The 11,185-nt window shown below is 35.4% G+C and carries 14 protein-coding genes; 13 read left to right on the top strand and 1 reads right to left on the bottom strand.

The genetic code is table 11. The annotated features are described in order from the left end of the window. The 4 genes from VIL26_00585 to VIL26_00600 all read left to right on the top strand — a co-directional run. The coding region (locus tag VIL26_00585) for a UDP-N-acetylglucosamine 4,6-dehydratase family protein (protein HEY8389442.1) at positions 1–1,025 on the top strand (1,025 nt) is incomplete at its 5' end. 4 nt (positions 1,026–1,029) lie between these two features. Then, positions 1,030–1,626, top strand: a complete 597-nt coding sequence (locus VIL26_00590; GenBank protein ID HEY8389443.1) for a small multi-drug export protein — start codon at positions 1,030–1,032, stop codon at positions 1,624–1,626. 181 nt (positions 1,627–1,807) lie between these two features. Beyond that, positions 1,808–2,086, top strand: coding sequence for a hypothetical protein (locus VIL26_00595; GenBank protein HEY8389444.1), 279 nt, complete (start codon positions 1,808–1,810; stop codon positions 2,084–2,086). Continuing rightward, the gene (locus tag VIL26_00600; protein HEY8389445.1) at positions 2,019–2,372 is read left to right on the top strand and encodes a type II toxin-antitoxin system PemK/MazF family toxin; all 354 of its coding nucleotides are present in this window, start codon (positions 2,019–2,021) and stop codon (positions 2,370–2,372) included. Before VIL26_00595 ends, VIL26_00600 begins: the two co-directional genes overlap by 68 nt. Before the next feature lie 61 nt (positions 2,373–2,433). On the opposite strand, the gene VIL26_00605 is transcribed toward VIL26_00600, so the two are convergent. Continuing rightward, the gene (locus VIL26_00605; protein ID HEY8389446.1) at positions 2,434–3,981 is read right to left on the bottom strand and encodes a UDP-glucose--hexose-1-phosphate uridylyltransferase; all 1,548 of its coding nucleotides are present in this window, start codon (positions 3,979–3,981) and stop codon (positions 2,434–2,436) included. Positions 3,982–4,208: 227 nt separating this feature from the next. Between VIL26_00605 and lgt the strand changes: the two genes are divergently transcribed. The 9 genes from lgt to VIL26_00650 form a co-directional block, all read left to right on the top strand. Continuing rightward, positions 4,209–5,228, top strand: a complete 1,020-nt coding sequence (gene lgt / locus VIL26_00610) for a prolipoprotein diacylglyceryl transferase (protein ID HEY8389447.1) — start codon at positions 4,209–4,211, stop codon at positions 5,226–5,228. A 119-nt stretch (positions 5,229–5,347) separates the two neighbouring features. Beyond that, positions 5,348–5,956, top strand: a complete 609-nt coding sequence (locus VIL26_00615) for a hypothetical protein (GenBank protein HEY8389448.1) — start codon at positions 5,348–5,350, stop codon at positions 5,954–5,956. A gap of 22 nt (positions 5,957–5,978) precedes the next feature. Next, positions 5,979–7,409 (top strand): nicotinate phosphoribosyltransferase, encoded by a 1,431-nt coding sequence (locus VIL26_00620; protein HEY8389449.1) that lies wholly within the window; start codon positions 5,979–5,981, stop codon positions 7,407–7,409. A 162-nt stretch (positions 7,410–7,571) separates the two neighbouring features. Continuing rightward, positions 7,572–8,306, top strand: coding sequence for a hypothetical protein (locus VIL26_00625; protein HEY8389450.1), 735 nt, complete (start codon positions 7,572–7,574; stop codon positions 8,304–8,306). Positions 8,307–8,450: 144 nt separating this feature from the next. Then, positions 8,451–8,753, top strand: a complete 303-nt coding sequence (rplU, locus tag VIL26_00630; GenBank protein HEY8389451.1) for a 50S ribosomal protein L21 — start codon at positions 8,451–8,453, stop codon at positions 8,751–8,753. Next, complete coding sequence (locus tag VIL26_00635; protein HEY8389452.1) at positions 8,754–9,083, top strand: ribosomal-processing cysteine protease Prp; 330 nt, start codon at positions 8,754–8,756, stop codon at positions 9,081–9,083. It abuts the gene before it with no gap. A gap of 1 nt (position 9,084) precedes the next feature. Beyond that, a complete protein-coding gene (rpmA, locus tag VIL26_00640) occupies positions 9,085–9,360 on the top strand; it encodes a 50S ribosomal protein L27 (protein HEY8389453.1) in 276 nt (91 codons plus the stop codon). Positions 9,361–9,446: 86 nt separating this feature from the next. Beyond that, positions 9,447–10,283, top strand: coding sequence for a DNA glycosylase (locus VIL26_00645; protein ID HEY8389454.1), 837 nt, complete (start codon positions 9,447–9,449; stop codon positions 10,281–10,283). A gap of 53 nt (positions 10,284–10,336) precedes the next feature. Then, positions 10,337–11,185: hypothetical protein (locus tag VIL26_00650; GenBank protein ID HEY8389455.1), on the top strand; the 849-nt coding region annotated here is incomplete at its 3' end.

The following is an 11,185-nucleotide window of genomic DNA, read 5'->3' on the forward strand; positions in this document are numbered from 1 at the left end:
GTTCAGAGCTTTGCCGTCAAATAGCTAAGTATAACCCAAGACAGCTTATTATATTGGATATATATGAAAACAATGCTTATGAAATACAGCAAGAATTGAAGATGCAGTATGGTGATAAGCTCAATTTGGTTGTAGAAATAGCATCTGTAAGAGATTATGACAAACTAGAAATATTATTCCAAAAATACAGACCTAATCTTGTATATCATGCTGCGGCGCATAAGCATGTTCCGCTTATGGAACACAACCCAGATGAAGCTATCAAGAATAATGTATTTGGGACATACAATGTAGTTAAGCTCTCAGACAAGTATGGTGTAGAAAGATTTGTTTTGATTTCGTCAGACAAGGCTGTGCATCCTGCCAATGTAATGGGTGCTACTAAGCGTGTATGCGAAATGATTGTTCAGTCCATGAAAGACAACTCCAAGACCAAGTTTATGGCAGTAAGATTTGGAAATGTTCTTGGTTCTAATGGTTCTGTTATTCCGCTGTTTAAAAAGCAAATTGAAAATGGCGGACCTGTACTTGTGACAGATAAAAACATTATCAGATACTTTATGACTATTCCTGAAGCTGTAAGCCTTGTAATGATGAGCGGAGCAAAAGGCGAAAATGGTTCGGTTTATGTGCTGGATATGGGCGCTCCTGTTAAGATTGATGACCTTGCAAGAAAGATGATAACTTTGGCAGGCTTTGTTCCTGACAAAGATATTAAGATAGAATATACCGGATTAAGACCAGGCGAAAAGATGTATGAAGAGCTGATACTTCATAAGGACCATTGCCGCAAGTTAGATCATAAAATATATGTTGAAGATCTGGCTAACATTTCTCAGGACTATATAATCAAAGTTTTGAAAAGATTTTCTGACGCATTAAATAATAACGATACGAAAGCGTTGACTGATGCGTTAATGGAAGCAGCATATAACGGCGAAGACAAGAGCTTTGATTCGTTGAAAACCAATTTTGAAAAAGTTGCTGAGGTTATAGACTATGACCAAGCAGTAGGACAAGCTTAAAATTATGATTTCTTTTTTTGTTTTGTTGATTACGTTACTTGTTGCGGCTTTGCCCGTTATAGAACTAAAAGGCGCAATACCTTTGGGGTTGGGACTTGCAGCGCATTACAGTTTGGATATTAATCCATGGGTTTATTTTGTTTTTGCTTTTATCGGCTCGTGCCTTCCGGCGCCTTTTATTATTGCTTATTTGCGTCCTGTTTTGGCTTTTTTGGGTAAGACAAAACTATTCAAAGGGTTGTCGGATTGGGTAAACAAAAGAATATCCAAAAAAGCTTCAGAGCTTAATCAAAAAGCCGATAAAAAAGCAGATGATTATGTCCAAAACCTTGAAGATAATAATGATATCCAAAAGAAATCAGAAGCTAAAAAAAGGCGGCTTGATTGGCTCAAATATACGGCTTTGTTTCTGTTTGTTGCAATTCCCCTGCCGCTGACTGGCATTTGGACAGGTTCCGGAATAGCATCTTTTATGGGCTTAAAAGTGAAGGCTGCTTTGCCCATAGTTGTATTAGGAAATCTAGTCGCTGGTCTAATAGTAATGGCGCTGTCTTTGGCTGGTTTTCAAATCGCAGGAATCAGTTTGATTAATTTTGGTTAATAATTAGATATTATTGCATATAGTACATAATTGATTTTTTTAAGCTTCTTAATTTTTTAAGAGGCTTTTTTGTTTAATAAAGATTTTGGCTTATTTTTGTGAATTTTTTTTATTTTTTTTCGCAAACTAAAAGACTATTTAAAAAAAAGATGTTTAGAAATTGTGATTTGGGAGAATAATCATGAAAGAGTATTTAATCAAGCTTAATGACGAATTAGACAATGAATTAGAACTCCGCGCAAAGTCAAAAGGCGTTTCCAAAGAAGAATATTTGAACGATATCGCGAAACTTTTTTTGTCTTATTCGCATAGTATAGACCGAGAAGATATGAAAAAGGGTTATGAGGAAATGGGAGCAATCAATCTTTCTCTTGCTGACATAGGGGATTATAATGGAAAAACCGAACATAAAAAGAGGTTCAATATATTTTGCCGACCTAAGTCCGGTAGTAGGAAGTGAACAGGGAGGCTTGCGTCCAGTTTTGGTTATTCAAAATGATATAGGCAACAAGCACAGCCCTACCATTATTGCTGCCGCCATAACCAGTCAAATAAACAAAGCAAAGCTCCCTACGCATATAGAAATTAAAGGTGAGCAGTTTGGACTTAATAAAGACTCTGTAATCTTATTGGAACAAATACGAACTTTAGATAAAAGACGGCTAAGAGAAAAAATAGGTGAATTAGACGAAAAAACTATGGAAAGCGTAAACAAAGCGATACTTATTTCTTTAGGATTTTTCTAAGAGAAATCATATAAAAAGCACAAAAGAAAACCCGCTATTTTTATAGCGGGTTTAGTCTTTTTTATATAATTCTTTTAAATCCTAAGCTATCCATAAATTGTAAGAAAGCCTTGTTGCCTTTGTCATCATCCTTAAATATTGCAACACATTTCAAGATTTTTTCGCAGGCTTTGTTGATATAATTTTCAATAGCTTGACCTGCGTCTTCATCGCTCAAATTAGTTCCATAATCATTAATTAGCTGAGCGATCATTCCAGTATGATGTACCAAAGGATGATTGGGATCGCTTAGTTCTTTTAATTGTCTTTTGCCAAGCAAAAATTCTTTAATTCCCTCGGCTTCTTTGGATAGTCTGCCAGGCAAAATAAATACGCCCATTGCTTCTATAAGTCCGATGCCTTCTTTTTTGATATTTTGTAAATCAGGACTTACATGGAATATTCCATCAGGATGAGCTTCATCACAGCGGTTGTTTCTTAAAATTATATCAAGAGAATATTCGCCGTCTTCGTTAAATCTTGCAATAGGGGATACAGCGTTATGCCGTTCGTCTGTATATGCAATGATGTTGAGTTCTTCATTGCTGTAATCTAAAAAATGTTCCAAAATATACTCAAACAGTTTTTCTAAAGACTTGCGGTTTTGGCTTTCTATTCTTATGACACTGTTATACCAGTCAGGAATAAGTATTCTTACATCAGGATAATCTTCTGATGAAAATCTATATTTTACCTTAGCTTTATGCAGCGGCATCTTGTATGCTCCGCCTTGATAGTGATCGTGATTTAAAATTGATCCGCCTACTCTAGGTAAAGATGCGTTTGAACCTAGAAAATAATGAGGAAACAAATCAATAAAATCAAACAAACGTACCACTGTGGTTGGATTGACGTTCATAGGTACATGTTCGCTGCTTAGTACGATGCAATGCTCGTTGTAATATCTATATGGAGAGTATTGAAAATACCATTGTTCTTCATTAAGTAAAATAGGTATTGTACGCAGTGTAAGTCTTGAATTATAATCGTCTCTGCCAGGATATCCTTCATTTTCCTTGCATAATTGGCATTTTGGATAGCCTGTTTGAGGCTTTTTTAGCACTTCAGCAATTTTTTTGTTGTCTTTTTCAGGTTTTGAAGTGTTTATAGTTATTTCCAAATCTGCTTTTTCGCAGTGCGCTGTCCATGACAAGTTTGATAAAACTTCTTCATATCTAATATAATTGGATTTTATGCAGTAGTCGTATAAAAACGAACACGCCTCTTTTATGCCTTTTTCATATGCTGTCTGGTCAAACAGATCTATGACAAAAGATGGAGGCGGACACAATAAATCCATAATCTCTGTTTCAAAATTGACTCTTTGATGTTCAGATATTATGTTATTAGCTATAGCATAGTCTGAAAGCTGGGCCAAGATTGGAGCAGGACTTTTCATTTTGGAGATATCTTTTTCGTTTGGATTGGATTTAGATGAAGGTTCATCTAGTCTGAGCTTTGCTAACAACTTGTTTCTGATGTAAATATTATCAGCAAGCGGTAAATATAAATGAGTATTTGCATAACACAACAAGTCCTCTAAACAATCCTGAGGAGAAAATTTAGCCATTAAAAACCTCACAAAATAATTGGATTTATGAACGAAAACGACATATTTAAAATATCAATCGCCTTTTATAATTATATATCATAAGAGATATTTTAGCAATACCAAAAATCTAAGCATTTTTCTATAAACCACAATTTTTTTTGGGAAACTTTTTGCATTTGCCAAACATTGACTAAAAAAACAGTATGTAATATAATGTCAATAATCATTCCTAAAAGGAGCGAGTTATGACACAATTTATTGCCGCATTTACCTTTAACTGGTACGGCTTTTTGATAGCGATGGGCATCATTATTGGTACCATTGGCGCTTATCTTTTGGCTAAAAAACGTGGATATAATGGTGATGTTGTTTTTGATATAGTTATATGGGCAGTGCCCTTTGCGATAATTGGCGCAAGACTATATTATGTAATTTTTGATATTATAGGTTCGGGCGCTAAATATACTTTTCCCGAAGTTTTTGGCTTTACTGGAAGCGGATTTAGGCTTCAAGGACTTGCAATTTATGGCGGAGTCTTAGGTGCTATTTTGGGAGTATATCTTAATAGCCTTATGTATAAACGTAAAGAAAAGAAGACGGGTGTAAAGAAAGAAACATTTTTGCAGATGTGTGATATAGGTTCGCCTTTTTTGATTTTGGGACAAGCTATCGGCAGATGGGGTAACTTTGTCAACGGCGAAGTTTATGGTCAGCCTATTGTCAATCCGGCATATCAGTTTTTCCCTATTGCTGTGGAAATAGACGGAATGTGGTATCAGGCATTGTTCTTCTATGAGTCTGTGCTTAACCTTATAGGGTTCTTTATATTGCTTTGGTTCTTTATAGGCAGACGCCGCAGTTTCTCTGGCTTTGTGTTTGCAAGCTATGGCATTTATTACGGACTTGTAAGAATTATTTTGGAATCTTTCCGTGACAAATCCAAGTTTATTTTATATCTGATTCCTGACGTGTTGCCTGTTTCACAATTTGTAAGCGCAATTGCTATCATTTTGGGCGTTGTTGGAATAATATATGTATGGAGAAAAGCTGAAAAAGAGGGCAAAAAGGTTCCTATATTAGTTCATTATGATGACTGGGAAAAAACAGGATTGCCTGAAGAAATTTATGGAAAACCGCTAGCTATAGACGAATACGAATATGTAGAAGTGGAAGAAAGCGTAGAAGATTATTTGGATAAAACCGCACAAGATAAACCAAAACAAGATACAGAGCAAAAAGATAATATTTCTAAAGACCAAAAATAAAGAAATATAGTTTAGATTAAAAAAAGATAAGAATTATTATAATTCTATGAAGATTATAGAATTATTTATATTTTTGTATTATAATAAGAGCATAAAATTAATAATGTAAGGAGTCAATTATGTCAACCAACAACCCCGAGCAAAAATTACCCAGATATAATCTTAGTTTGCTCTCTACCGTGCTTTGTTCGCTGGAGTTAATTTTATTTGGAGTATTTTTATTAGTAGTTAATTTTAAGCCTGATTTTTTGGGTAGTGAATGGACAGTTGCCAGAATATGGCTTCCAGCAACTTTAGGCGTAATTTGGCTTATATGCTTAACTCACAGCTTGATTATTAAAAATACGGTTACCTTATGGATAAGTTTTGTTTTTGCTACATGTCTTGCTGCATGGCTGATTCATAATGTGGGCGGAGTTGGTTATGAAAGATTTTATCCCATATATGTTGCAATCCCTGCAATAGCTAGCGCAGGAACATTATTATTCTCAAAAGATAAAAATCTTCACTTAAAATCGATTGTATTCTTTGGCGGCGTTGCTTTAATATTATTCTTAAATTCTGCTGCTAGAATTGATTGGTGGATTATAGCACCCATTGTAGTAATAATGGTTGGTTTGTTTATCTTTATTAATGCTATAACAACCAAGAAAGGACGTTGGGATGATGGTGATAGACCCCAAAGAGACAGACCTTACGAAACCAGAACTGAAGATAATAAAAAGTAAAGGAAGATAAAAACAATTTAGAATGCGCGATCTTACAATGTTATCAGACTTTTATGCCCTTACTATGATGCAGGGGCATTTTTCTGCTTCAAAACAGGAAAACGCTGTTTTTGAAGTATTTTTTCGTCAAAGCTCAACTTTCAACTATGCTATTGCGGCTGGACTTGAAGAAGCCGTTGACTTTGTAAAAAATATAAAATTTACTAAAGAAGATATACAATATCTTCGCAGTCTTAATGCTTTTACAGACGACTTTCTGGACTATTTGTCCAATTTTAGATTCAAAGGCAGTATAAGAGCAGTGCCCGAAGGTACTGTGATTTTCCCCGGAGAACCAATAATGACGGTAGATGCCGATATAAAAGAAGCTATGTATATTGAAGCCGGCATCTTAAATATTATCAACCATCAGACATTAATTGCGACCAAAGCATCAAGAATTTGCTGGACTGCTGGCGGCAAACCTGTAATAGAATTTGGTCTTAGACGCGCCCAAGGCCCAGATGCAGGCATATACGGAACTAAGAGTGCTATTATAGGCGGATGCGTAGGTACTAGTAACGTTTATGCAGGTAAAAGATGGAATATCCCTGTTAGGGGAACGCATTCTCATGGCTGGGTGCTTAGTTTTCCTAGCGAGCTTGATGCTTTCAGAGCTTATGCAAAGATTTTCCCTGATTCATGTTTATTATTGGTAGACACTTACGATACATTAAAAAGCGGTGTTCCCAATGCTATAAAGGTGTTTGACGAGCTGAGAGCTCAAGGTCATGAACCAGTAGGAATTAGACTTGACAGCGGAGATTTGGCATATTTATCCAAAAAAGCAAGAGAAATGCTTGATAATGCCGGATATGAAAAAGCCAAAATTTTTGCAAGCGGCGATTTGGATGAGAATGTGATTTTGCATCTTAATGCACAGGGTGCATGTATTGATATGTACGGAATAGGCACTAAGCTGATTACAAGTTCGGACCATCCTAGCCTTGGCGGAGTATATAAGATTGCCGCAACAAAAGCTAACGGTAAAGTTGAACCCAAAATGAAAGTATCCGACTCTTTGGAAAAAATAACCAATCCAGGAATTAAGGAACTTTATAGAATTTATAACAAGAGCAATGGATACGCAGAAGCTGATCTTATTGCGCTAAAGGGAGAAAAATTTGGCAAACCTTTAACTATTACTCATCCTATAGAACGCTGGAAATCAGTAACTTTTGAGGATTACGAGATGAGAAAACTGCTTGTTGACATTATGATTGACGGCGAAGTGGTTTATAAGTTCCCCACTTTACAAGAAATAGCCGAATATTCCAAAAAAGATTTTGATACTTTCTGGCCCGAATACAAACGCATAGGCAATCCGGAAATTTATAAAGTGGATTTGTCTGACGAATTATATGAACTAAAGCAGTCAATGATAAAGAAGATTAAGGAGAAGAAATTAATTTAGGTTTTATAAACATCCAAAAGATATTTTTAGAAGAAATTATCTTTGGAATGAAAAAGATTGTTTTTTTGATCAACTTTAAGATAAAAATAATTACCTTAATATTCTAAAATTTTATCAAAAACGACAAAAAATTAATCACCTATATAATATAATAAGGTATATATGGAAGAAATCGATCTCAGTAAAAAAAGCCTTAATTCTGAAGAGGTAAGGCAATATATAGACGCCATAAGGCGTAGCTATGAATACACCCTGTCCGAACAAAAGGACAGGATTTTTGAGTTGCGTGAACAAGTAAAAGAACTTGAGTCCAAACTCGAAGTTTATAAAAGCCGCGGCAGACAAATCAATCAGGCGCTTATGGCTGCTGTTGCTAAGGCCGAAGAATTAGAACAGGCCGCCAAATTAAAGTATGATATGGAGATAAAGGGGCTTAAACTTTTTCATGCAAAATGGCTTTCGTATTATAAAAAGATCATAGAAAAATATCCAATAGATGACGAGCTTGTCAAGATCGCAAAGTTCAATGAAAATATGTCTGAAGCATTGGCTTTGATAGATAAAGAAGAAGTTTTAGAGGCGTCTAAACCTGAGCAAAGCAATCAAACATCTATTGAAAGTCAGCCCAATAAGCAGCAGCCCACAAAAGAGCATGCTGAGGTTATGCGCGCAATTGAAGCTGTTAAAAAAGAACAGGAAAAGAAGCAAGAACAAAACGAACAAGATATCATAAACCGTCAATATGAATCCGAAAAAGCAAGACTCAACCAAAATTCAAAAGCTTGGGATCCTATTGAAAACATAAAGAAATATTACGAATCAAAAGCCGCTTTTTCTTTGGAAGAGGCATTGCATCCAAAAGAAAGTCTGGAAGAAATTTTGAAGGATTTGCTATAAACTTTTTAATATAGATATTTGACAAGTTAACAGTATTGTGTTAACCTATCCGTTGGAGCCGCTCAAAAAAGGTTTTTTTAAGTTATGGTTTTCATACACCTTAAAAATTGGCGGAGACTTGAAAATATAGGAGGCAAAGAAATTATGTATGCAGTCGTAGATAACGGCGGTCATCAGTACAAGGTACAAGTTGGCGATGTTCTCACCATTGAAAAGGTTGAGGCAGAACAAGGTTCAACCATTGAACTAAAGCCCGTTTTGATTGTCGATGGCGACAAGGTGTCAACAGGAAGCGAAATCGGCGCACAAGTAGTGAAAGCTGAGGTTTTGGGTGTAGTTAAAGGCGAAAAGATAATCGTTTTTAAGTACAAGGCCAAGAAGAATTCCCGCAAAAAACAAGGACACCGTCAAAAATACACTAAGATTAAAGTTGTAAGTATTGGTTAAATGACCTTAGTCAAAATAAAAAAACAAGGCAAGTCCATTAAAAGCGTAGAAAGCATAGGACATACGGGATATGCAGCGCAAGGCGAAGATATTGTATGTGCGGCATTATCGAGTATAATACAAACAGCTTTATTAGGACTTTTGAGTGTAGCAGCAATTAATGTTAAGTATGACAGGGATGACGAAGACGGATATCTTAAGTTTGAACTGCCAGACAATATAACCGAAGAACAAGCGCACGATGCCGATGTAATTTTGACTACTATGTATATGGGGATAGCTGATTTGGAAGAAAGCTATTCGGACTATATCAAATTGGAGGTAAAATAAAATGTTTATAAATATTCAATTGTTTGCTCATAAGAAGGGCGGCGGAAGTTCAAAGAACGGTCGTGATAGTGCTGCTAAAAGATTGGGCGTAAAAGCTAACAACGGTCAATTTGTTACAGCAGGAAGCATTTTGATGCGTCAACGCGGTACAAAGATTCATCCTGGCAATAACGTTGGCAAGGGTGGAGACGATACATTGTTTGCTCTTATCGACGGTGTAGTACGCTTTGAGCCTATGGATAGACAAAGAAAGAAAGTTTCAGTTTATGCTGAATAATCTTTAGATGTGAAAAGATTTTGCCTCTTAAGTTTTAAGAGGCTTTTTTTATTGTTGATTTTTTGATTTTTATTTATAATTTTTTTATGGAAATTTTAGTTGATAAAGGCAAAATCGTCATTGACAATCCCGACAGCTTTAAGATTAAGGATATTTTGGATTGCGGACAGGTTTTTAGATATAATATTTTTTCTGATTATGCCGAGGTCTTATCAAAAGACCATTACGCACGCATTATAGAACAGGAAAATAAGATAACCATTGAGTGCGATGACGCTCAATATTTTTATAATTATTTTGATTTGGATACTGATTATAATTCAATAAAGCAAAAGTTAAGAGTCAATCCTTTGATGTGTACTGCCATAGATTTTGGACAGGGCATAAGGATTTTGAAGGGCGATCTGTTTGAGATCTTAATCAGCTTTATTATTTCTGCAAATAACAATATAGGCAGGATAAAAAAGTCATTGAATTTTATTTCAAAACATCTTGGTCGGGATATGGGTGGTTATTATGCTTTTCCCGAGCTTAGTATATTGGCTCAAGCTGATGAGAAGTTTTTTGTTTCCGCAGGTTGCGGCTATAGAAGTCCATATCTAGTACACACGTTAAAGTATCTTAATAGCAATCCTCAGTTTTTACAAGAATTAAAAACCAGAGATACTGCAGAATGTATGACTAAGCTTATGACATTAAAAGGTGTGGGCGAGAAGGTCGCGGATTGTATTCTTTTATTTGGGTTGCATCGAACAGATGTGTTTCCTGTGGATACATGGATCAATAAGGTGTATAAAGAAAACTTTGAAGGAACATTGACTAATAGAAAAAATATAAGAGGGTTTTTTATAAACTTGTTTGGGCAGTTGTCTGGATATGCTCAACAATACCTTTTTTATTATAAAAGAAGCGGAAATGTGTAAAAACATTGCAAATTAATTGTATTTTTTTATAATCTTTATGCTATACTCTTTTTGTGGAAAAAACACACGGAAAAATTGTTGATATATTAAAATCAATTTCAAAATCAAGTTATTTTTGGGCGGTCATTTCAGGCACATTGACCTCCTTGACTTTGTATTCAAAATATTTATTTATTTTCACATGGATAAGCATTATTCCATTGATTTATTTTCTTATAAAACACAGCGATAGTGTAAAACGTTGTTTTTTGCTTATGCTCGTTTGGGGTTTTACGTATTACACCTTGCTATATACATGGTTTTGGTCTTTGCATCCGCTTGAAGGTATGGGATTTTATGGCGCTCAAAGCATTATGGTAATAATGGGTATTTGGCTTTCTATTAGCATTGCGCAGACGCTGCAAATGTCATTAGCGGGGCTTGTTTACGGCTTAATCAAGCCCAAAGGGGTTTGGTCGGTGTTTGTGTTAGGAGCGTTATGGGTAGTGCTTGAATGGGCGCAAGGATTTGGAATTTTTGCTATGAACTGGGGCAGGCTTGCTTTGTCGCAATATTTGTTTTTGCCGGCTATTCAATCTGCTTCGCTGTTTGGCTCTTTATTCATAAGCTTTTTGATTATTTGCGTCAACGGACTAATGGCGCTTTATATAAAGTTAAGAAAAGAATATAAGATTTCCAAAAGAGCATATTATATAGCGGCTGCGGCAGTTTTTTTGGTTAATATAATTTTTGGTTCAATTAGAATAGCTGTTGTGGAAAATAATCTAAAAGACAATCCTACTGTGAATATTGCAACTATTCAGATGAACTATCCGTCAGAATCAAAATGGGAAAGTTCTCAATCAGATATTTTTGATGAAAATTACGATATGACTTTAACAGCTATTGAAAACGGAGCGCAA

Source organism: Clostridia bacterium, from assembly GCA_036562685.1.
In the GTDB taxonomy this organism is placed as follows: Bacteria; Bacillota; Clostridia; order Christensenellales; family DUVY01; genus DUVY01.

What these genes read in the sequence shown, in the direction of transcription:
- VIL26_00590 (HEY8389443.1), top strand. Translation starts at nt 1,030, where the DNA reads ATGATTTCTTTTTTTGTTTTGTTGATTACGTTACTTGTTGCGGCTTTG.
- VIL26_00595 (HEY8389444.1), top strand. Translation starts at nt 1,808, where the DNA reads ATGAAAGAGTATTTAATCAAGCTTAATGACGAATTAGACAATGAATTA.
- VIL26_00600 (HEY8389445.1), top strand. Translation starts at nt 2,019, where the DNA reads ATGGAAAAACCGAACATAAAAAGAGGTTCAATATATTTTGCCGACCTA.
- VIL26_00605 (HEY8389446.1), bottom strand. Translation starts at nt 3,981, where the DNA reads ATGGCTAAATTTTCTCCTCAGGATTGTTTAGAGGACTTGTTGTGTTAT.
- lgt (HEY8389447.1), top strand. Translation starts at nt 4,209, where the DNA reads ATGACACAATTTATTGCCGCATTTACCTTTAACTGGTACGGCTTTTTG.
- VIL26_00615 (HEY8389448.1), top strand. Translation starts at nt 5,348, where the DNA reads ATGTCAACCAACAACCCCGAGCAAAAATTACCCAGATATAATCTTAGT.
- VIL26_00620 (HEY8389449.1), top strand. Translation starts at nt 5,979, where the DNA reads ATGCGCGATCTTACAATGTTATCAGACTTTTATGCCCTTACTATGATG.
- VIL26_00625 (HEY8389450.1), top strand. Translation starts at nt 7,572, where the DNA reads ATGGAAGAAATCGATCTCAGTAAAAAAAGCCTTAATTCTGAAGAGGTA.
- rplU (HEY8389451.1), top strand. Translation starts at nt 8,451, where the DNA reads ATGTATGCAGTCGTAGATAACGGCGGTCATCAGTACAAGGTACAAGTT.
- VIL26_00635 (HEY8389452.1), top strand. Translation starts at nt 8,754, where the DNA reads ATGACCTTAGTCAAAATAAAAAAACAAGGCAAGTCCATTAAAAGCGTA.
- rpmA (HEY8389453.1), top strand. Translation starts at nt 9,085, where the DNA reads ATGTTTATAAATATTCAATTGTTTGCTCATAAGAAGGGCGGCGGAAGT.
- VIL26_00645 (HEY8389454.1), top strand. Translation starts at nt 9,447, where the DNA reads ATGGAAATTTTAGTTGATAAAGGCAAAATCGTCATTGACAATCCCGAC.